Origin of the sequence: Mesorhizobium sp. KR9-304 (assembly GCF_040049215.1) — a bacterium.
Classification (GTDB): domain Bacteria; phylum Pseudomonadota; class Alphaproteobacteria; order Rhizobiales; family Rhizobiaceae; genus Mesorhizobium_K.
Genome location: NZ_JBDZDN010000004.1, coordinates 115,223 through 135,718 on the forward strand (window position 1 = coordinate 115,223; position 20,496 = coordinate 135,718).

General features: G+C 64.9%; 17 protein-coding genes. 9 read left to right on the forward strand and 8 right to left on the reverse strand.

All coding sequences use genetic code 11. The features are described from left to right. Positions 1-22 precede the first annotated feature (22 nt). The 3 genes from ABLE71_RS20145 to ABLE71_RS20155 are packed head-to-tail and all read left to right on the forward strand — an operon-like array spanning position 23 to position 5,829. Entirely contained in the window at positions 23-940 is a 918-nt protein-coding gene (locus ABLE71_RS20145; RefSeq protein WP_348785268.1) for a DUF58 domain-containing protein, read from the forward strand. After that, positions 937-3,762 (forward strand): DUF4159 domain-containing protein, encoded by a 2,826-nt coding sequence (locus ABLE71_RS20150; RefSeq protein ID WP_348785269.1) that lies wholly within the window; start codon positions 937-939, stop codon positions 3,760-3,762. The genes ABLE71_RS20145 and ABLE71_RS20150 overlap by 4 nt, the downstream gene beginning before the upstream one ends. Continuing rightward, the gene (locus tag ABLE71_RS20155; protein WP_348785270.1) at positions 3,763-5,829 is read left to right on the forward strand and encodes a hypothetical protein; all 2,067 of its coding nucleotides are present in this window, start codon (positions 3,763-3,765) and stop codon (positions 5,827-5,829) included. Positions 5,830-5,914: 85 nt separating this feature from the next. Here ABLE71_RS20155 and ABLE71_RS20160 read toward each other — a convergent pair whose 3' ends face one another. Continuing rightward, a complete protein-coding gene (locus ABLE71_RS20160) occupies positions 5,915-6,601 on the reverse strand; it encodes a TetR/AcrR family transcriptional regulator (protein ID WP_348785271.1) in 687 nt (228 codons plus the stop codon). An 80-nt stretch (positions 6,602-6,681) separates the two neighbouring features. On the opposite strand from ABLE71_RS20160, the gene ABLE71_RS20165 reads away from it, so the two are divergent. After that, positions 6,682-7,551: an aldo/keto reductase family oxidoreductase gene (locus ABLE71_RS20165; RefSeq protein WP_348785272.1), complete on the forward strand. Its 870-nt coding sequence runs from the start codon at positions 6,682-6,684 to the stop codon at positions 7,549-7,551. Between the two features lie 44 nt (positions 7,552-7,595). On the opposite strand, the gene ABLE71_RS20170 is transcribed toward ABLE71_RS20165, so the two are convergent. Next, a complete protein-coding gene (locus tag ABLE71_RS20170) occupies positions 7,596-8,483 on the reverse strand; it encodes a LysR substrate-binding domain-containing protein (protein WP_348785273.1) in 888 nt (295 codons plus the stop codon). A gap of 121 nt (positions 8,484-8,604) precedes the next feature. Between ABLE71_RS20170 and ABLE71_RS20175 the strand changes: the two genes are divergently transcribed. Together ABLE71_RS20175 and betC are read left to right on the forward strand one after the other, a co-directional pair. Further along, complete coding sequence (locus ABLE71_RS20175; RefSeq protein WP_348785274.1) at positions 8,605-9,552, forward strand: choline ABC transporter substrate-binding protein; 948 nt, start codon at positions 8,605-8,607, stop codon at positions 9,550-9,552. A 57-nt stretch (positions 9,553-9,609) separates the two neighbouring features. Next, positions 9,610-11,124, forward strand: coding sequence for a choline-sulfatase (betC, locus tag ABLE71_RS20180; RefSeq protein ID WP_348785275.1), 1,515 nt, complete (start codon positions 9,610-9,612; stop codon positions 11,122-11,124). A gap of 57 nt (positions 11,125-11,181) precedes the next feature. Here the strand turns inward: betC and clpS are convergent, their stop codons facing one another. The 6 genes from clpS to ABLE71_RS20210 form a co-directional block, all read right to left on the reverse strand. Continuing rightward, positions 11,182-11,487 (reverse strand): ATP-dependent Clp protease adapter ClpS, encoded by a 306-nt coding sequence (gene clpS, locus ABLE71_RS20185; RefSeq protein ID WP_348785586.1) that lies wholly within the window; start codon positions 11,485-11,487, stop codon positions 11,182-11,184. A gap of 67 nt (positions 11,488-11,554) precedes the next feature. Next, on the reverse strand, positions 11,555-13,162 hold the full coding sequence (locus tag ABLE71_RS20190) for a histidine kinase dimerization/phosphoacceptor domain -containing protein (protein ID WP_348785276.1): 1,608 nt from the start codon (positions 13,160-13,162) through the stop codon (positions 11,555-11,557). 694 nt (positions 13,163-13,856) lie between these two features. Next, positions 13,857-14,285, reverse strand: a complete 429-nt coding sequence (locus tag ABLE71_RS20195; RefSeq protein WP_348785277.1) for a DUF1810 domain-containing protein — start codon at positions 14,283-14,285, stop codon at positions 13,857-13,859. 14 nt (positions 14,286-14,299) lie between these two features. Beyond that, on the reverse strand, positions 14,300-15,478 hold the full coding sequence (gene choV / locus ABLE71_RS20200; RefSeq protein WP_348785278.1) for a choline ABC transporter ATP-binding protein: 1,179 nt from the start codon (positions 15,476-15,478) through the stop codon (positions 14,300-14,302). Continuing rightward, the gene (gene choW / locus ABLE71_RS20205; RefSeq protein ID WP_348785279.1) at positions 15,475-16,329 is read right to left on the reverse strand and encodes a choline ABC transporter permease subunit; all 855 of its coding nucleotides are present in this window, start codon (positions 16,327-16,329) and stop codon (positions 15,475-15,477) included. The genes choV and choW overlap by 4 nt, the downstream gene beginning before the upstream one ends. Before the next feature lie 132 nt (positions 16,330-16,461). Beyond that, positions 16,462-17,406 carry a choline ABC transporter substrate-binding protein gene (locus tag ABLE71_RS20210; protein WP_348785280.1) on the reverse strand — a complete coding sequence of 315 codons (945 nt, stop codon included), beginning with the start codon at positions 17,404-17,406 and terminating at the stop codon, positions 16,462-16,464. Between the two features lie 309 nt (positions 17,407-17,715). Here ABLE71_RS20210 and ABLE71_RS20215 point away from each other — a divergent pair, with 309 nt between their 5' ends. From ABLE71_RS20215 to ABLE71_RS20225, 3 genes are read left to right on the forward strand one after another with little or no spacing between them, the layout of a single operon-like run. After that, positions 17,716-18,804, forward strand: coding sequence for a hypothetical protein (locus ABLE71_RS20215; protein ID WP_348785281.1), 1,089 nt, complete (start codon positions 17,716-17,718; stop codon positions 18,802-18,804). Between the two features lie 36 nt (positions 18,805-18,840). Then, the gene (locus ABLE71_RS20220) at positions 18,841-19,989 is read left to right on the forward strand and encodes a hypothetical protein (RefSeq protein WP_348785282.1); all 1,149 of its coding nucleotides are present in this window, start codon (positions 18,841-18,843) and stop codon (positions 19,987-19,989) included. Continuing rightward, entirely contained in the window at positions 19,982-20,407 is a 426-nt protein-coding gene (locus ABLE71_RS20225) for a hypothetical protein (protein ID WP_348785283.1), read from the forward strand. Before ABLE71_RS20220 ends, ABLE71_RS20225 begins: the two co-directional genes overlap by 8 nt. Positions 20,408-20,496: the final 89 nt, after the last annotated feature.

Consider the following 20,496-nt stretch of genomic DNA (forward strand, 5'->3'; position numbering starts at 1 on the left):
TCCTCTCGCCGAGGAAGATGTGATGACGCGCATCGGCGAAGCCGCCGCCCCTGTCTCGACGCGCGAGGCGCTCGCCCGCGGGCGTGTGCGGGCCTCGCTCGTGCCAGACCTGCTGGTCGAGGCGCGCCGTATCGTCAACACCGTCATCAGCGGCTGGCACGGCCGCCGCAGGCGCGGCATCGGCGAGAATTTCTGGCAGTTCCGGCCCTATGTCGAAGGCGACGCCATGTCGCGCATCGACTGGCGCCGTTCCGCCCGCGACGACCACACCTATGTGCGCGACCGGGAATGGGAGGCCGCCCATACGGTCTGGCTCTGGGCCGACCCCTCGCCCTCGATGCTCTACAAATCGGCCGGCGCCACCGTATCCAAGGAATCCCGCGCGCTGGTGCTCGTGCTCGCGCTGGCCGAACTCCTGTCGCGCAGCGGCGAGCGCATCGCCTGGCCGGGCCTCACCGACCCGTTCACGGCGCGCAACGGCGCCGAGCGGCTTGCCTCGCACCTTTCACACGCGGTAGACCTGCCAGCCCGGCCCGATCTCTCGAACATCCGCCGCTTTTCCGATATCATCCTCGCCAGCGATTTCCTCGATCCGCCGGAAGAGATCATGGCCTGGCTCGACGTTCTTGCACGCCACGGCGTGCGCGCCCACCTGATCGAAGTGGCCGACCCGGCGGAAGAGGCGTTCCCTTATGCCGGGCGCACCGAGTTCGCCGACCCCGAGACAGGCGAGAAGCTCACGGCCGGGCGCGCCGAGACGGTGCGCGACGACTACCGCCTTGCCTATTCCGCCCGCCGCCAAGAACTGATGCGCTGGTGCAAGCGGCTCGGCTGGAGCTATACGGTCAATCATACCGACCGGCTCGCCTCCGAGGCGCTGGTGCGCGTCCACATGGCGATGACGGCTGACAGCGGCTATGCCGCGGGCGCCCGCGCATGAGCTGGCTGCCGCTCAGCTTCGGCTTTCCGGCGATCCTCTGGGGGCTGCTCGCGCTGCCTGTCATCTGGTGGCTGCTGAGGCTGACCCCGCCCAAGCCGCAGACGGAGGTCTTCCCGCCGTTGAGGATCCTTGCCCGCGTGCTGCGCAAGGAGGAGACGCCGCACCAGAGCCCGTGGTGGCTGACGCTGCTTCGCCTGCTGATGGCGGCGCTGATCGTCATGGCGCTTGCCGAGCCCGTCTGGAATCCGCGCGAGCGGCTGCCGACCGGAGGCTCGGCGCTGGCACTCGTCATCGACAATGGCTGGGCGAGCGCGCGCGACTGGGAGCGCCGCGTCGCCACCGCCGAAAGGCTGATCGCCGACGCCAGCGCGACAGGCTCGCCGGTGGTTCTCGCCTTCACCGCCGAAAAGCCCAACGCCGACATCGGCCCCTTCGACGCGGCGGCGGCGCTGGAAAAGCTCAACGTCGCCGAACCCCGCCCGGTGCCGGTCGACCGCCAGGCGGTCTATGCCCGCGTCGCCGCCGCCCTCGACCAGCTTCCAGGCGCCTCGGTCGCCGTGCTCGCCGACGGGCTGGCCGCGCCTGGCGACGATGCCGCGTTCAACGCACTGCTCGGCCGCAGCCCGGCCAACGTTCTTTGGGCCGTGCCGGACCGGCTCGACATGGTAGGCCTCACCGCCGCCGAGAACGAGGTTTCCGGCTTCACCCTGTCGGCCATCCGCCCGCCGGGCGACCCGGCGCCGCGCCAGGTGACCGCCGGCGCCTTCGACGACCGGGGCCGCCGCATCGCCGACGCCACCATCGCTTTCGGCCCCGGCCGGACCGAAGGCAGTGGCCGGATGACCGTTCCCTTCGAACTGCGCAACGACTTCGCCTCCATCGCAATCGATGGCGAGCCGCAGACAGCAGCCGTCCGCGTGCTCGACGAGAGCTCCAAGCGCCGCCGTGTCGGCCTTATCTCGCAATCGGAGGCCGACCAGGCGCAGCCCCTGCTTTCGCCGCTTTACTACATCACCCGCGCGCTGCAGCCCTTCGCCGATCTTGTGGAGCCGTCGAGCCAGGACCTCGCCGAAGCGATCCCGCAAATCCTCGAGCAGAAGCCTGCCATGATCGTCATGGCCGATGTCGGCACGATCCCGGACGCGGCCCGAACCCAGCTCGTCGAATGGGTCGGGGATGGCGGCACGCTTGTGCGTTTCGCCGGTTCGCGGCTCGCCGCCGCCGGCAATGACGATGAGCTGCTTCCCGTTCGCCTGCGCCTCGGCGAGCGCTCGATGGGCGGTGCGCTGTCGTGGACGACGCCGCAGCCGGTGACGGATTTCCCTGAAAACGGGCCGTTCGCCGACCTCAGCCCGCCGAGCGAAGTCGCCGTCACCCGCCAGGTGCTCGCCGAGCCGACCTCGGATATCGTCGAGCGGACCTGGGCGAGCCTCGCCGACGGAACGCCGCTCGTTACCGGCGCTCGCCGCGACAGGGGCACGCTGGTCCTGTTCCACGTCACCCCGGAAGCGACCTGGTCGAATCTGCCGATCTCCGGCAGCTTCGTCGAGATGCTGCGCCGCATCGTCCAGCTGTCGCGCAACCAGGGTGCCGTCGCCGCCAACGCCGAAGGCCAGGTCGCCTCGCTTGCGCCCTACCGCATGATTGCGGCCGACGGTACACTGGTGCCGCCGACTCCGGATGCCCGTCCCCTCGCCGCCGGTTCGGCGAACCTTCCGGTCACCATCGAGAACCCGCCCGGCCTCTACGGCACCGAGGAAGGCGTCCTTGCCCATAACCTGCTTAAGGCCGACGCAACCTTCTCTCCGCTCGTCCGGCCGGCGATTTCTGCGCCGGTGACCGAATTGCGCTATGCTCTGGACGAATCGCGTGACCTGAAGGGCCCGCTCGTGGCTGCCGCCCTGGCGCTCATGGTGCTCGACACGCTCGCCGTCTTCTGGATGGGCGGGCTGCTTTCGCGCCGCCCGCGTGTCCGTCCGCGTTCCGCCGGCGCGACCGCCGCGGCTTTGCTTGTCGCCTTCGGCGTTTCCTTATTTCCCGATCCGTCTCGCGCCCAGGATGCCAAGCCAGGCGACGAGGAAGCCATGGCGGCGATCTCCACCACGCGCATCGCCTATGTGATCACAGGCGATTCCGCCATCGACTCGATCAGCCGCGCCGGTCTGAACGGCCTCTCCCGGTTCCTTGTCGAGAAGACCGCGCTGGAGCCCGGCGAGCCCGCGGGCGTCGACATCTCCAAGGACGAGCTGTCCTTCTACCCGATCATCTACTGGCCGGTCGACGCCAGCGCGGAGATGCCCAGCGAAGAATCCATCGCCCGCATCGACGCCTACATGCAGGCCGGCGGCACCGTGCTTTTTGACACGCGCGACCAGTTCTCGACCGGCATCGACGCCGGCTCGGCAAGCCCCGCCACCGAGCGCCTGCGCGACATACTGAGCAACCTCAACGTGCCGCCGCTCGAACCCGTGCCTGAAGACCACGTGCTGACCAAGTCCTTCTTCATCCTTCCGGAATTCCCCGGCCGCTTCAACGGCAGCCCGCTCTGGGTCGAGGCTTCGCTCGAGGCGCAGAACGTCGAGAACCGTCCGGTCCGCACCGGCGACGGCGTCACGCCGATCATGATCACCGCCAACGACTTCGCCGGCGCCTGGGCGATCGACGCCGCCGGCAATCCCATGCTGCCGACAGTGCCGTCGGATCCGATGCAGCGGATCTACGCGCTGCGTTCCGGCGTCAACATCATGATGTATATGCTCACCGGCAACTACAAGTCCGACCAGGTGCACGTGCCCGTCCTGCTTGAGAGGCTGGGGCAATAGATGAACTGGTCACTCTCCTTCGAACCGCTGCTCTCGTGGACGTGGCTCGCTGTCGTTCTGGTGCCGATCACCCTGCTTGCTGCGACTGGCCTATTCTTCCGCCAGCGCGGCGCATGGGTTCGCCTTGCCGCGCTGGCCGCGTTGGCCGCCGCGCTCGTCAACCCGGTGCTGTTCGACGAAGAGCGCGAGCCCCTGAAGAGCGTCGTCGCACTCGTTGTCGACCGAAGCCAGAGCCAGGACATCGGCGACCGTCAGGCCGAGACAAGTGCTGCGCTTGCCGGCCTGCGGGAGCGGCTCGCGCGTTTCCCGCAGTTCGAGGTGCGGGTGGTCGAGGCTGGCCGCGCCGACGCCGCCGACGAGCGCACCGAAACGCGCCTTTTCGGCGCGCTTGACAGCGCCTTCCGCGACGTGCCGCCATCGCGCGTGGCCGGGGCCGTGATGATCACCGACGGCCAGGTGCACGACGCACCGGCCACGGCTCAGAATTTCCAGGCCCCGCTCCACGCGCTGATCACCGGCGACGAAGACGAGCGGGACCGCCGCATCCGCTTCGAGAACGCGCCGCGTTTCGGCCTGGTCGGCAAGCCTTTGCAGATGAGCTACCGCGTCATTTCGACCAATGGCGAGCAGGGTCAGGTCGATGTCCGCGTCTCGATCAACGGCCAGCCGGTGTCGACCGAACGCGCCACAATCGGTCAGCAGATGCTGCTCGACATCGTCATCCCGAACGCCGGGCGCAACATCGTCGAACTGTCGATCGACGAGGCGGACGGCGAGATCACCGACACCAACAACCGCGCCATCGCCGTCCTCGACGGCATCCGCGAGAACCTGCGCGTGCTGCTCGTCTCCGGCGAGCCCCACGCAGGCGAGCGCACATGGCGCAACCTCTTGAAGTCCGACGCCTCCGTCGACCTCGTGCATTTCACCATTTTGCGTCCGCCGGAAAAGCAGGACGGCACACCGATCAACGAGCTGTCGCTCATCGCCTTCCCGACGCGCGAACTGTTCGTCGAGAAGATCGACGACTTCGACCTCATCATCTTCGACCGCTACCAGCACCGCGACGTGCTGCCGATCCTCTATTACGACTATATCGCCGAATATGTCGAAAAGGGCGGCGCGCTCTTGATCGCGGCCGGTCCCGAATATGCCGGCGAGCAGTCGATCGCCAAGACCCCGCTGATGTCGGCGCTGCCCGCCATGCCGTCCGGTCAGGTCATCGACCAGGCTTTCTACCCGCGCCTCACCGATCTCGGCCAGCGCCATCCCGTCACCCGCGGCCTCGACGGTTCGCAATCGGAGCCGCCCAATTGGAGCCGCTGGTTCCGCCTCGTCGGCATCGAGCGGCCCGAGGGCGAGGTCGTCATGAAAGGCCCCGACGACCGCCCGCTGCTCCTGCTCGACCGCAAGGGCGAGGGCCGCGTCGGCATGTTCCTGTCCGACCAGGGCTGGCTCTGGGCGCGCGGCTTCGAGGGCGGCGGCCCGCACGTGTCGCTCTATCGCCGTATCGCGCATTGGCTGATGAAGGAGCCGGAACTCGAGGAAGAGCGGCTCGTCGCCAACGGCCGCGGCATGACGCTCGACGTTGTCAGGCAGACCATGCAGGACGACCCTGGCCCGGCCACCGTCATTTCGCCGTCAGGCCAGACCATGACCGTGCCGTTGGCCACCTCGCAGCCGGGCGTCTTCACCGGCAGCGCCGAGGTCGACGAGATCGGCCTCTACCAGGTCGGCAACGGCGATCTGTCAGCGCTCGCCCATGTCGGCCCGGTCAACGCGCCTGAATTCGCCGACACCATCTCGACGGAAGACGTGTTGCGCCCTGCCGCCGAGGCAACTGGCGGCTCGGTCCGGCGCGTGGCGTCGCTCACCGGCGTCTCGTTGCCTGGCATCGTGCCGGTGCGTGGCTCCACCAACGCCGCCGGCAACGACTGGATCGGACTGAGGACCACCGACGACAGCGTGCTGAAGTCGGTGAGCCGGGTGCCGCTGTTCGGTGGCTTCTTCGGCCTCGGCCTGCTTCTGCTCGCGCTTGGCTCGATGTGGTATCGCGAGGGGCGTTAGATTAGCTGGCGCCGAACTCCGCAAGCCGAAGCCCGCGATAGCGCTCTGGCCAGCAGTGTCGCCGCAGGGGCAAGCATCCGCTTCATTATCGATTCGGCGATTTCGTCTTCAACCCGACGGGTCCGTCGATTGCCCGCGCCGCCGGTCCGAGTTGGTGCGTTTGAAGATATGCGGTCAGAAGCCGGACAAGTTGTCCTTCGAGGTGCGCTTCGAAGCCAGCAGGAGCATGCCCCTCGAGGAAGGCACGCACAGACCCGGCCAAAACGCTGAAGACCATCGCGCTCGTCACCGGCAACTCCTCAAAATGGGCATCGGCGGCGCTCGCTAGCATTGCCGCGATAGCCGCAATCATGCGCGTTTGCATGGCGGTTATCAGCTCGGGGCCGCCCCGTTCTGCCGCAACCGCATAGAGCGCTTTCGATTTTTCGGGATCGCGCAGCTTTGCGGCGACAAAGGCGGCGACCAGGGCTGACGCCATCTCTGATACCGGCTTGCCTCGATGTTCGCGGCAGGCGTGATCGATGGCGCAGGCAATGCTGGTCAGGTGCCCTTCAAGGACAGCCGCGAGCAATGCGTCACGGTTCGGATAATATTGGTAGAGGCTGCCGACCGACATGCCAGCGCGCTCGGCGACGCGGGTCGTCGTGCAGCGGCTCAAACCTTCCCGGGTCAAAACCTGAATGGCGGCGATGTGCAGCGCGGCAATGGTCGCGGCGGAACGCGCCTGAACAGGGGATTTTCTTGGCGTTAGCACTGCTGCGGCAGCGGACATGGAATGCGAATTCAAAAAACTGAAGGATCCTTCATATACTTGCGCGAGACGAACAACGCAAGAAATGGAAGCGGATCGATATGACCGGCATCGACAAAAAGGGGGTGTCCCTTGGCAGCCGCACCATCAAGCGGATCGGCTACGGGGCTATGCAACTCGCGGGACCCGGAGTGTTTGGCCCGCCCAAGGACCGCAAAGCAGCGTTGGCTGTGCTGCGCGAGGCCGTCGCGCTGGGCGTCGACCATATCGATACCAGCGATTTCTACGGTCCACATGTCACCAATCAGATCATTCGCGAAGCGTTGCACCCCTATCCGGACAATCTCACCATCGTTACCAAGATCGGAGCCCGGCGCGGTGCGGACGGCTCGTGGCTGCCCGCCTTTTCGGCGGCAGAATTGGGTCAGGCGATACAAGACAATCTGCGCAATCTGGGGCTCGACGTGCTGGACGTAGTCAATCTGCGGATCATGTCCGGAGTGCATGGCCCGACCGATGGCTCGATCGAGGAACCGTTGACTGCGTTGGCGGAATTGCAGCGGCGGGGGCTTGTGCGGCATGTCGGCGTCAGCAATGTCACACCGGCGCAAGTGGCCGAAGCGCGGAAGATCGCTGACATCGTTTGCGTCCAGAACATGTACAATTTCGTGCATCGCAACGACGACAGCCTGATCGACGATCTTGGCCTGCATAGGATCGCCTATGTGCCGTTCTTTCCGCTGGGTGGATTCTCCCGGATACAGTCATCCAGGCTGTCGGCTGTTGCCGGCCGCCTCGGGGTCACGCCGATGCAGGTAGCGCTTGCGTGGCTGCTTCACCGGGCGCCGAATATTCTGCCGATCCCAGGCACCTTGTCCGTCGCGCATCTACGCGAGAATTTGGCAGCGGCCGAGATCGAGTTGTCCGACGAGGCGTTCGTTGCGCTCGATGACATCGCGGCGCGTGCCTGATCGGATCATGCGAAGGGCGCTGCCCCCCTTCGAAAACGCAAGGCTCACGATTGCCCGAGCAGCCAGTCGCTCATCGCCTTCGTCTGCGGGTTCTCCGCGCGGTTGACGATCAGCCAATATCCGCAATCGTCGCGCCTCATCTCGGGACCGACGGCAACCAACGTGCCGTCGGCGAGATAAGCGTCGACGAGCCCCATCCAGCCGAGCGCGACGCCCTGCTCCGCGACCGCCGCCTGGATCACGAAACCGTATGTGTTGAGACCGAGGTCGCCTTGTTGCTGTTCGCGCGCCACGCCCTGGGCGGCGAGCCATGACGTCCAGGTCAGCCAGCGCGCGCGGCCGACGGTGTCGAGATGCAGCAGCGGCTGGTGCGCCAGCGCCAGCGCATTCGCAAACGGCCCGAAGCGCGTGCGAAAGCCCGGACTGCAGACGGGCACGACCCGTTCAGGCATCAGAAGCCGCGCCCCGGGCGGAAAATCGGCCTCCCTTCCGAACAGAATGGCCGCGTCCGCCGTGCCGTCCTGTGCTCCGTCTAGCCCTTGCGACGCGACGACATGCACCTCGATGCCGGGATGCAACCTGCGGAAATCCGCCACGCGAGGCATCAGCCAGAAGCTGGCGAAGCCGTAGTCGGTGAAGACGCGGATCACCGGCGAACCCGCGCGCGCCCGGATGTCCCTCACCGCATCGTCCAGCCTCTCCACACCCGCGTGGACGGCCCGGAACAGCGTCTCGCCCGCTTCCGTGAGCCGACTACCGCGATGAAGACGGCTGATCAGCGCGGTCCCGACATGCTCCTCGATGCGGCGGATCTGGTAGCTGACCGCCGGCTGCGACAGACCAAGCTCGGCGCCGGCCGCCGTCAGGCTTCCGAGCCTGCCGACGGCCTCGAATATGCGCATCCAGCCGATATCCAGTTTTCGCTCAGGCATAAACAACCTCTATGGAAACCATTCAAAATCAGCCACTGCAAACTAAGCGCATAAAGAGATTTGATGGAAGCCGGCTGTCGGTCCGATGCCGGACGCCCAAACCGAAAAAAGGGGAATTGCCATGACTTACCGTCCTTTCGGCCTGGCTGTGGCCGCCACTATCCTGCTTGCCGCGCCGGCGCCGGCCCTGGCCGTGGACGCGGAGAGCTGCAAGACCATCCGCATGTCCGATCCGGGCTGGACCGACATCACGTCCACAAATGCCATCGCGACCGTCATTCTCGAGGGTCTCGGCTATGCCACCGACATCCAGACGCTGTCGGTGCTGGTCGGCTACCAGTCGATGAAGAACAAGGACGTCGACGTCTTCCTCGGCAACTGGATGCCGGCGCAGCAAAAGTTCATCGACGAGCTGAACGAGGCGAAAGCAGCCGAGGTGCTGGCGAAGAACCTCGAGGGCGCGAAGTTCACCCTCGCCGTTCCGACCTATGTCGCCGAGAAGGGCGTCAAGGACTTCAACGATCTCGCCAAACACGCCGAATCCTTCGGTGCCAAGATCTACGGCATCGAGCCGGGCGCGCCGGCCAACGAGAACATGCAGAAGATGATCGACGCGAACGACTTCGGCCTCGGCGGCTGGAGCGTTGTGGAATCGAGCGAAACCGGCATGCTGTCGCAGGTCGCGCGCGCCGGGCAGTCGAAGGAAGACATCGTCTTCCTCGCCTGGGCGCCGCATCCGATGAACGCAAAATTCGACATCACCTATCTCTCGGGCGGCGACAAGTACTTCGGCGCGAATTACGGCGGCGCCGACGTCTTCACGCTGGCCCGTACCGGCTGGTCGGCCGAATGCCCCAACGCCGCGCAGTTCTTCCGCAATCTCACCTTCACGCTCGACATCGAGAACGATATGATGGGCAAGATCATGGATGACGGCATGGCGCCGAACGACGCCGCCAGGGACTGGATCAAGGCGCATCCGCAAGCGCTCGATGCCTGGCTCAAGGATGTCGCAACGTTCGACGGCAAGCCCGGCCTTGACGCCGTCAAGGCGTCGGCCGGCCTCTAACTCCGCACGGCGGGGCGGTCATCCTTAGCTGCCCGCCCCATCCGGCCCGAGTGCCACATGAAGCGTCCGAACATCCTGATCCTGATGGTCGACCAGCTGAACGGGACGCTGTTTCCGGATGGGCCGGCGAGTTTCCTTCATGCGCCAAATCTCGCCGCGCTCGCCGCCCGCTCGGCACGCTTTGCCAATACCTATACGGCGAGCCCGCTGTGTGCACCTGCCCGCGCGTCCTTCATGTCTGGGCAACTGCCGTCGCGCACGCGCGTCTACGACAACGCCGCCGAGTTTGCGTCCGACATTCCGACCTATGCGCATCATCTTCGCCGCGCCGGCTATCAGACCGCGCTGTCGGGCAAGATGCATTTCGTTGGGCCTGACCAGCTGCACGGCTACGAGGAGCGCCTCACCACTGACATCTACCCGGCCGATTTCGGCTGGACGCCCGACTACACGTGCCCCGGCGAGCGCATCGACTGGTGGTACCACAATCTCGGCTCGGTCTTGGGCTCCGGCGTCGCCGAGATCACCAACCAGCTCGAATATGACGACGAGGTGACCTACCACGCGACGCGCAAGCTCTACGACCTGGCGCGCGGCCATGATGCGCGCCCCTGGTGCCTGACCGTATCGTTCACCCACCCGCACGACCCCTATGTCGCCCGCAAGGCGCATTGGGACCTCTATGCCGACTGCGGGGAACTCGACCCCGCCGTCGAGCCTATCCCCTTCGACGAACAGGACGCGCATTCGAAACGCCTGATGCTGGCCAGCGACTACGCGAACTACCCGATCGCCGGCGAGGACGTGCGCCGCTCGCGCCGCGCCTATTTCGCCAGCATCTCCTATGTCGATGAGAAGATCGGCGAGATCCTCGACGTGCTGAAGCGCACCCGCCAGGACGAGGACACGATCGTCGTCTTCCTGTCCGACCACGGCGACATGCTGGGCGAGCGCGGCATGTGGTTCAAGATGAGCTTTTTCGAGGGGTCCGCCCGCGTGCCGCTGATGATCGCGGCTGCCGGCATGAAGCCCGGCCGTATCGAAACGCCCGTCTCGACGCTCGATGTCGTGCCCACCCTTGCCGAGCTTGCCGGCGTCGATCTCGGCGCTGTGCTGCCATGGACCGACGGCGTCAGCCTTGTCGGCGTCGCCGCGGGCAAGGCGGAGCGAGGCCCGGTGCCGATGGAATATGCCGCCGAGGGATCGGTCGCTCCGATGGTCGCCTTGCGCGACGGCCGCTTCAAGCTGGCGCTTTGCGAGCACGACGAACCGCTTCTTTTCGACCTCGAAAGCGACCCGCGCGAACTGAACAACCTCGCCGCCGATCCGGGTCACGCCGCGGTGCTCGATGCCATGACCCGATCGGCGAAGACGCGCTGGGATCTCGCCCGCTTCGACGCCGACGTGCGCGCCAGCCAGGCCCGCCGCCATGTCGTCTACGAGGCGCTGCGCAACGGCGCCTATTATCCGTGGGACCACCAGCCGCTGCAGCGCGCCTCCGAGCGCTACATGCGCAATCACATGGACCTCAACGTGCTCGAAGAAGCGCAGCGTTTTCCGCGCGGCGAGTGAGCCTTTCTTCGCGCAATTCCGCGCGAATAGCCGTTCTGCGCTTTTCCTTCAACCGCTCTATTCCTCCGGCTCCGTCGTGAACGTCAGCGGATAGCCCTTGGCCTTGCCGGCTTCCGTCGCACGCGTGGCCTTGGTTTCGGCGACGTCCTTGGTGAACACCGCGACCACGCAGACGCCGCGCCGGTGCGCGGTGATCATGATCTTGTGCGCAAGATCCTCGCCGACATGGAACTCCGCCTTCAGCACCGTCACCACGAATTCGCGCGGCGTGAAATCGTCGTTGAGCAGGATGACCTTGTGCAGCTTCGGCCGCTCGGTCTTGAGCGCGGGCTTTATGCGCGGCTGGGTAACGGTATCGGATATCGGCGTCGCACTCGCATCGGCTGTCGCGCCGCATTTTCGCACGACTATGCGGCGCAATCCACCGCCGTCAGGCCGGCTGGGCCGAAGCCAAGGCCGCGCCGGATTGTGTTGCTTGCTGCGGGCGGTTGACGGCACGCGGCGACAATGTCGCCTCGAACCGCGTCCCGCCCTCGACTTCGTAGCGCGATGTGCCGTCCAGTTGTACCAGCATCGCACGGATAAGGCGGCTGCCGAGCCCGTTCGAGGCTTTGGTCGTGTCGAAGCCGACGCCGTCGTCGGCCACAGTCAGCCTTATGTCGCCGCTACCCTGTTGCTTGAGGCTGATGGCGATCCGGCCCTCCCTCCCGTCGGGGAACGCGTATTTGAGCGCATTGGTGACGACTTCGCTGACCAGCAGCGCCAGCGGCGTCGCGCGATCGCGGTCGAGCACGAGCGGATCGATGTCGTAGCTCACCTCGACGGGCAGGGCGAATGCTTCCCGCAGCGGCTCGACGATCCCCGGAACGAGCGTGGCGGCGTCGACTTCCGCGAACTGGTCCAGGCGATAGAGGTGTTCGTGAACGGCCGACATCGCCGAGATGCGGCTCTGCAGGTCGGTCTTCAACTGATCCGGCAGCGTGTGCATCCTGACCATCGACATGATGGCCTGCAAATTGTTCTTCACCCTGTGATGCGTGTCCTTGACCAGCAGGCTGTTGAGCTCGAGCGCCTCGGACAGCTGTTCCCGGCGGCGCTGGTCGCGCCTGAGCAGCCTGATGATCCAAGCCGTGGCCCCGGCCAGCGCGAGCGCCGTAGGCAAAGCGAAAAACAGCGTGATGAGCGTATTTCGCCGGAACAGCGCGAAGGCACTCTCCGTGCTGATCGCGGCCAGTGCGACGTAGGGCGTGCCCCCGACACGCCTGTAGGCCACAATGCGGGTGACGCCGTCCGCCGGCGACGTGGCCGGATAGGCGCCGACATCGTTGGCAGGCAGATATTCGGTGAACAGCACGTATTTGCTGAGGTCGAGCGGCCCGTCGGCCAGCGGATAGCGCGCGACGAGCTGCCCGTCGCCGCGGATCAGGCTGATGGTCGAGAGCGCATCGAGGCCAAGCGATTGCCAGGTCTGTTCGAGAAGGAGCACGTCGAAGGAAATGATGGCCGCGCCGACGAACTGTCCGCCGCGCATCAGCCGCTTGCTGACGACGAAGATCTGGGATCCGTCGAGGCGGCTGACCAGGAGCGGCGAGAAATACCAGGAGTCACCGTTGGCCAATGCCGAAAAATAGGGCCGGTCGCGCACGTCGATCGGCCGAATGTTCGGGTCGGTGGAAAACAGAGTGCGGCCGTCCGCCGCCACGACGTAGGATTTCACGTTGCCGGGCAGCGTCTCGATTGCTTCGCGGATGAGCACCGATGTCGCCTCGGCGTTTGCCTCGATGTCGGGACCGAGCGCCTCGTCGATGCGGCCCAGCGCCTGCCGCGACAGTTCGACGACCCACCGCGCATTGGTGGCGACCACCTGGGAACCCGCCAGCGCCTGATCTTCCGCCCGCTTCTGAGTGTCGCGCCATTCCCTGACGATGGACAGCGAAAGCACGGCAATGAACAGCAGGAACAGGACGACAATCAGGCCGGCCGCCGCCCAGAGCGTGAAACCACTGTGATCTCGTACGGAACCGGTCTGCGCTGCCAAGCGATGCTCTCTACGTCCGAGAAAGGCGAGGTTCTGAATCATAGCAAATATGGCCGTGTTTCCGTAAGTCCAGATGCCAGCTTACAATTTACGGTTGGTTTCATCGCCACGCCTGGTTCCTTTCGCTCGCGGCCAAGCATGCCTCTTTGTCGCCACGCCCCGTTGCCGGTCTGGCCATTGCAGTGGTTCTTGTTGCCCATGACTCGCTATCCGACCCGGCTTCGCCAGTCGGGCGTCATGGGTAGTCGGGAAGCGGGGCGCGGTGGCCGAGCCTCTCAGACTAATTTCAATGGCGCAGCTTCCCGCGCCCCGCCGGCGTTTTTTGGCCCTCCCATTCCCCAACTCAACACACACCGGCTATGACCTGTCCGAAAATACGAACGCCTCGGAAGATCATGTGCAGCCGGCAGTTTCAAAGTACGGCCAGCGCCAGGGACATACCCACGCCTGGTCCCCGTCGCTTGCGCGCGGGGAGTCTTGGGAACTCCGGGAGACCCCCGACCTCCACGGCCACGTTAGCCGCTTCACCCGAGCGCCGGTCCCTCCCCGCAAACCACCGTCATGATCGGCGTTCCCGCAGGAGAAACTGAGGACAAGCATAAGGGAGCTTTCGGGGGTGTTGGCAGAATCGGGCCAACTATTTTTTTGATCGAATGCGATCAATGAGTTGTCGGGCGACCGGCGAAATTTTCATTCACGTCCGGCCCAGCAAATCCAGCGTACGGCTATCGCGCTTCCCGCCGAAATATTTGCTCAGGGCTGCCCCGAAGGCCGGTTCATCGGGAACCGCCAGCGCAAACAGCGTCATCGACGAATGGAACTTCAAATCGTCCGGGCTGCCGAAGATGTCGTGCGCCGTCCGGCCGTCGACAACGTTGACGAGACCGGTGCATTCGATCAGGCGCGGGCCGAGGACCGGATGCGCAAGATAGGCCTTGGCCTCGTCGAGCGAAGATATGGCGTATAACTGCGCATAGTGGCTGGAACCCAGCCCAGCCAGTTGCGGAAATACGAACCACATCCAGTGCGTGGTCTTGCGGCCGGCCTTCAGCTCGGCGCGTACCTGCGCCATGACCGGCCCCTGCGCGTGCATGAAGCGGTCGAGGTCGAAGCTTCCGGACATTGCGGCCGAAGCGGCTACCGCCTCAACACTGCGCTCAGCACATCCCTGACCCCGATCGCGCCGACAAACCGCGACTGGTCGTCGAACAGTGCGACCGGCGCTGTCTGCGAGCGGTGCATGGCGAGCATGACAGTCTTGAGCGAAGTTCCCGGACGCGCCCAGAACACGTGCGGGGCGTCTTCGGGCAAGGTCTCCACGTCGTCGCACGACACCCAGACCGACGGCTTGCCCTCGCGTTCGGCGGCCGCCACCGTGCCGTCGGCCGCGATCTTGAAGCGCGTCGTCTGGCGCCGGTCGAGCCAGATCCAGCCGTCGCCAGCCGGTTCGAGGTCGCGGCGGTCGCGCATGACGTTCCATGCGGTCAGCACCGACAGCGGATTCACATTGGCGATGAAGTCGCGTACATAGTCGTTGGCGGGCCTGAGCACGATGTCTTCCGGCGTGCCGGTCTGCACGATGCGCCCGCCCTCCATGATGGTGATGTGGGTGCCGATCTTCAGCGCCTCCTCCAGGTCGTGGCTGACGAAGATGATCGTCTTCTTCAGCGTCGCCTGAAGCTGCAGGAGTTCGTCCTGCAGCTTGGTGCGGATCAGGGGATCGAGCGCGGAGAACGGCTCGTCCATCAGGAGGATGGGCGCTTCCGTTGCGAAGGCGCGCGCCAGGCCGACACGCTGCTGCATGCCGCCCGACAGCTCATGCGCGTATTTCCTAGCCCACTGGTCGAGACCGACGAGCTTGAGCTGGCGCGCCACGCGCTCCTTGCGCTCCGCGTCCGGCACGCCCGCCAGTTCCAGGCCGAAACCGACATTTTCCTCGACGGTGCGCCAGGGTAAGAGCGCGAATTGCTGGAACACCATCGCCACGCACTCGCGGCGGATCTTGCGCAGTTCGGTCTGCGAACAGGTGACGACATCGGCCGACCAGCCCTTGTCGTGCACCACCACCTCGCCGCGCGTCACTTTGTTGAGGCCGTTGACGGCGCGCAGCAGCGTCGACTTGCCGGAGCCGGACAACCCCATCAGCACGGAGATCTCGCCTTCCTCGACGGTGAGGCTGGCGCCGGCGCAGCCAAGCACGTTGCCGGTCGCCTTCAGGATTTCGGCGCGGTCGGCGCCGCGGTCGAGCATGGAGAGCGCCTCGCGCGTGTCGTCGCCGAAAACGATGTCGACGTTGCGGAATTCAACGGCGTTCATTGTCCGCCTCCGACCTTCACCCGGGACATCCGGTCGAGAATGATGGCGAGCACCACGATGGCCAGCCCCGCTTCGAGGCCGAGCGGGATGTTGACCGAGTTCAGCGCCCTCACCACCGGCTTGCCGAGGCCGTTGGCGCCGATCAGGGCGGCGATCACCACCATCGACAGGCACAGCATGATGCACTGCGTCAGGCCCGCCATGATGGTGGGCAGCGCGGCGGGCAGTTCGACCTTCCAGAGCAGTTGCCGCTTCGTAGCGCCGAAGGATTCGCCCGCCTCGAGCATGGGTTTGGGCACCGAGGTGATGCCGAGATAGGTGAGACGGATCGGCGCGGGGGCGGCGAAGATGACGGTGACGATCAGGCCGGGCGCAATGCCGAGCCCGAACAGGATCAGCACCGGGATCAGATAGACGAAGGTCGGCATGGTCTGCATGAGGTCGAGCACCGGATTGAGCCATGCCCAGGCGCGCGGGCTGTGGGCCGCCCAGATGCCGACGGGAACCCCGATCGCCATCGAGGCGGCAGCCGCTCCGACCACCAGCACGATCGTCTCGACCGTCTCCTTCCAGAGACCCTGGTTGACGATGAACAGCAGCCCGAGCGCGACGGCGAGCGCGAGCTTCCAGGATTTCTGTAGCCGCCAGGCGAGCGCCGCGATCAGCGCGACGAGGATGACGGGCGGGAACCAGAGCAGGAGATCGATCAAACCGTCGAGGAAGAAGGTGACGCCGTCGGCGATGGAATCGAAGAACCATTCGAAATTCGTCGTCAGGAAGTCGAAGAAGGACTTACCCCAGCGGCCTATGGGGATTTTCGCGCTTCTGACGAGTTCGGATATCGGATCCACGGCATCCCCTCCTGGTGGAAACTCTTACGCCTGTTGTCGCCGAACCGTCATGAACGGCGTCTTCTCGCAAAAACGGCGGCCGTCCGGAGGGATCGGCCGCCGCCAGTCAGGTCGGGTCGCTTGCGCGACCGGTCAAGAACCGAGGGCCGTCTTCACCGCCGCGGCCGCGTCGCCGCCGTCGAAGGTGGTGACGCCGGCGAGCCACGGCGTGACGACGTCGGGATGCGCCTTCAGCCATGCCGTGGCGGCAGCCTGCGGATCGGCGCCGTCGTTGAGGATCGCGCCCATGATCTCGTTCTCCATCTCCAGCGAGAAGACCAGGTTGGAGATGAACTTGCCGACGTTCGGACATTCGCCGACATAGCCGGCGCGCACATTGGTGTGCACGGTGGCGCCGCCGAAGTTCGGGCCGAACACCTCGTCGCCGCCCGACAGATAGGCCATTTCGACGTTGGCGTTCATCGGATGCGGCTCCCAGCCGAGGAACACCACGTCTTCCTTGGAGCCGGCCGCCTTCTGCACCGCCGACAGCATGCCGGCCTCCGAGCTTTCCACCAGCTCGAAGCCTTCGAGGCCGAATTTGTTGGCCGTGATCATGTCGAGGATCAGCCGGTTGCCGTCATTGCCGGCCTCGATGCCGTAGATCTTGTTGTCGAGCTTGTCCTTGAACTTGGCGATGTCGGCGAAGTCCTTGAGGCCGGCGTCATAGGTGTGCTTCGGCACGGCGAGCGTGTATTTCGCGCCTTCGAGGTTGGTCTGGATCGTCTCGACCGACTTGTCGTCGAGATAGGGCTTGATGTCGGCTTCCATGGTCGGCATCCAGTTGCCCAGGAAGACGTCGATGTCCTTGCTCTTCAGCGACGTGTAGGTGACCGGCACCGACAGCACCTGCGTCTCGGGCGCATAGCCCAGCGCCGAGAGGATCACCGACGCGGTTGCGGTGGTGGCCGTGATGTCGGTCCAGCCGACATCGGCGAACTTGACCGCCTTGCAGCTTTCCGGATCGGCCGCGTAGGCCCCCGACGAGACCATGGCAGCAAGCCCGAGGCCGGCTGCGAACGACTTGAAACGCGACATGAATTGTTCTCCCGTTGATATTCTTGCCCGAACAGAGCGGTCTTCGCCGCTTTGCCCCTGATCGGCAAGCCAAACATCATTTTCACGCGGTTTCAAGCGAGATGACGCTGCGGCCCGCGCCGCCGAGTGATCCGCCAGCGACATCGGCATGATATTTGCGACAGAATGGCCGCGGCCCATGAGCGGGAACCGCTGGAATTGGCGGCGGGAACCCCGGGAATCGGCCCGGCCCCTGCGTTGGCGTCTTTCAATCGCTATCCGCGCCTCATATATTCCGCACGCGTCACGCGAAGCCGGGAGAAACCTACTATGGCGACACTGCAGAACTTCGATGCCGAGATTGCCAAGACCAAGAAGGTCGTGGAGGAGATGCGCTCCAAGATCGAGCAGTCCGGCAGCGTGCTCGACAAATTCGCCACGACCGACGCCAAGATCGGGGCCTCCGATTTCGACATCGAGAACGCCCGCATCGAGGACGTGATCCGGCAGCAGAAGGTGATGGAAGGCAACATCGCCGACCTGATCATCGGCCTGGAGGACGCCACCAACGTCTTCGGCGCCGAATTCGAGAACATGAAGAGCTTCACCGGCTGGGAAAGCTTCATCGGCATCTTCTCGGCCGAGTCCAAGCAGCGCATGCGCACCGAGCGCGTCCGCAACATGTCGCTCGCAGGCAATCTGCAGGAGCTCCTGTCGAAGTCCGACACCATCGTCGGCATCCTCAAGGCGCAGAAACAGGTGCTCGAGCAGCGCTACGCGACATCCGAGACCAGCCTCGGCCAGGTCATCGAGCGCCGCAAGGCGACCATCGAGAACCTCACCGGCGTGCAGAAGCGCATCGAGGAACTGAACCCGATGCTGCTCGACATCGAAAACAAGATCGCCGCCTCGACCGACCAGACGCAGCGCACTGAGCTCGAGGGCGAGCGCTCCAAGCTCGCCACCGAATACAACGAGAAGCAGGCCAAGGAGCAGGAACTGCTCGCCGAGAGCCAGACGCTGGAACGCTACACGTCGATGTTCCAGACCTTCGTCGATTCGCTCAACAACCAGATCGCCGCTCAGAACACGCTGATCAACAAGCTCTCGATCGATACCGAGCAGCGCATCGTGCTCTACAAGGCGCTGGAGGATAGTTTGAAGACGGCGGCCCAACAGGAGGTCGCGCACAAGATCAACACGCTGGGTTCCAAGGTCGACAACACCGCCGAGGAGACGATGGCCGGCATCGGCGCCGCGGCGCAGAAGCACATCGGCGACCTGCTCGAACTGCACGAGAAGAACATGGTGTCGACCGCCGACATCCAGCGCCGCAAGAAGCTCGCCGACGAGGCCTTCGCGCGCCGCTTCGACGAGGTGATGCGCAAGCACAACGCCTCGGACTACGTGCAGGCTTAAGCGCGCGGCGTGACAGACCGCCCGGAACGCTTGCCCATGACCGCGCCGGCCGACGATCCCGCCGTCCGCTATTTCGACGCCATCGCGGCGGCGCTCAACGGTCTTGGAATTTTCATGCGCGACGACCGCTCGCCGCTCTACCGGCACGGCATCGTCGCCAAGGTGGTTGCCGAATACATCGCCCGGCTGGAGGCCTCCTTCGCCTGCTGGCGCAACCGGCTGGGCTTCGTCGACAGCTTCCGCATCTCGCGCGCCGAAAGCGGCTTCCCGGTCTTCCAGAACCTGCTCGAACTGGAGAACGACCGCCGCCAGGCCGGGCAGCGCCTGGCCAATCTTCCGGCGCCCGACGACCTGCGCGGCGAGATGGCCGATTTCATCCTGCGCCACAAGGAATTCCCCGCAGCGCTGCAGAAGTCGATGGCCGAACGGCTCTATCTAGAGGACGTCAAGGACGGCGATATCTTCGGCCCGTTCACGCTTGCCAAAACCGTCAAGGTCTCGGTCAACCCGAAGACCAACAGGCCATTCTATCTCGTGCACTGGGCGAGCTTCGACGGCACAGCCAACCTGCCTCTGATCTACATGGCGACGGTCGAGGATTCCTCGGAGGCCATGATCCGCCAGCTTGTCGGCGAGGACGGCAAGCTGAGCGAGAAAGTCGACATACCGCTGCCCGTCGACGGCCTGCTCAATCCCGAACTCGCGCATCGCTTCGACGATTTCACCGAGAAGAATTCCGCCTACACGCTGTCGCCGGCCACCATCGCCGGCAATCTCGACAAGGATTTCGCGACGCTCCACCCCAAGCAGTTGCGGCGCGTCGTGCTCGGGCCGTTCTATTCGGCCGGGATCACCGAGCACAATTCGGCGGTCTCGGAGGTTCTCTCCAAGGTGCGCAAGGCCGAAAACGCCTGGCTGCTCACCTGGACGGTCCAGGAAATCTATTCCAAGGCCGAGAAGCCCGGCCGCAAGGGGCTGTTCTCCAGCGAGAAGTCGACCGAGGAGTTCCACATCGACACCGACGACCTCGAAGCCGCGCGACAGGGCGTATCGAGCTACGAGAAGCATGCGCTCATCCCGCACGAGGCCTACCAGGCGCTCTACGCGGCCGGCGAGGCGCAAAAAATCTTCCTCGGCTACAAGGTCCACATCCTGTCGAAGGGACAGGTAATTTCAGATGTATGAGGGATCACATCTCTCGAAGCCCCGCGGGCTTGCAGGGTACGTCAGTTCAAATCGGGCGACAGCCATTGCCCTGCTGAACCTTGCCGTCTGGCTGACGGCGATTTTTCTTGATCAGTTCATTCCCGATTCAACAGCTTATTTGATTTCCGGTGCGACCGTCATGTCAGCCGGGCTTGGAGCGGACATTTTGCCGGACAGGCTTACGGCCAGCTTGCTGCCTGCGATCTCCGGGATAGCCTCGACGGCATTGATCCTGACCGTCTACGCGCACCTGACCGGACTTCGCTTGGGCATGAAAGTCGGCGGTGTTGGCGACTCCGTTGATGCAATTGCAACATTTACGGCAATCTATCTGTCGGTTCTCTTTCTCGTGTACGCCGTCAATCTGACTTCTGGATTTCTCCGTCGTGGCAGCTAACCCAACGAGGAGGGGACTATGGACGCAGGCCTGACCATCATCCCTGAGTCCTCGACGCGGCTCACCGGCATGGGCCGGGCGGCGGAGCC

Excerpts from the sequence above, each read along its gene's own strand:
- choV (WP_348785278.1), bottom strand. The coding sequence starts at position 15,478 with ATGAACGCCGTTGAATTCCGCAACGTCGACATCGTTTTCGGCGACGAC.
- ABLE71_RS20150 (WP_348785269.1), top strand. The coding sequence starts at position 937 with ATGAGCTGGCTGCCGCTCAGCTTCGGCTTTCCGGCGATCCTCTGGGGG.
- ABLE71_RS20195 (WP_348785277.1), bottom strand. The coding sequence starts at position 14,285 with ATGTCCGGAAGCTTCGACCTCGACCGCTTCATGCACGCGCAGGGGCCG.
- ABLE71_RS20155 (WP_348785270.1), top strand. The coding sequence starts at position 3,763 with ATGAACTGGTCACTCTCCTTCGAACCGCTGCTCTCGTGGACGTGGCTC.
- ABLE71_RS20145 (WP_348785268.1), top strand. The coding sequence starts at position 23 with ATGACGCGCATCGGCGAAGCCGCCGCCCCTGTCTCGACGCGCGAGGCG.
- ABLE71_RS20210 (WP_348785280.1), bottom strand. The coding sequence starts at position 17,406 with ATGTCGCGTTTCAAGTCGTTCGCAGCCGGCCTCGGGCTTGCTGCCATG.
- ABLE71_RS20160 (WP_348785271.1), bottom strand. The coding sequence starts at position 6,601 with ATGTCCGCTGCCGCAGCAGTGCTAACGCCAAGAAAATCCCCTGTTCAG.
- ABLE71_RS20170 (WP_348785273.1), bottom strand. The coding sequence starts at position 8,483 with ATGCCTGAGCGAAAACTGGATATCGGCTGGATGCGCATATTCGAGGCC.
- ABLE71_RS20165 (WP_348785272.1), top strand. The coding sequence starts at position 6,682 with ATGACCGGCATCGACAAAAAGGGGGTGTCCCTTGGCAGCCGCACCATC.
- betC (WP_348785275.1), top strand. The coding sequence starts at position 9,610 with ATGAAGCGTCCGAACATCCTGATCCTGATGGTCGACCAGCTGAACGGG.
- ABLE71_RS20220 (WP_348785282.1), top strand. The coding sequence starts at position 18,841 with ATGACCGCGCCGGCCGACGATCCCGCCGTCCGCTATTTCGACGCCATC.
- ABLE71_RS20215 (WP_348785281.1), top strand. The coding sequence starts at position 17,716 with ATGGCGACACTGCAGAACTTCGATGCCGAGATTGCCAAGACCAAGAAG.
- ABLE71_RS20175 (WP_348785274.1), top strand. The coding sequence starts at position 8,605 with ATGACTTACCGTCCTTTCGGCCTGGCTGTGGCCGCCACTATCCTGCTT.
- ABLE71_RS20225 (WP_348785283.1), top strand. The coding sequence starts at position 19,982 with ATGTATGAGGGATCACATCTCTCGAAGCCCCGCGGGCTTGCAGGGTAC.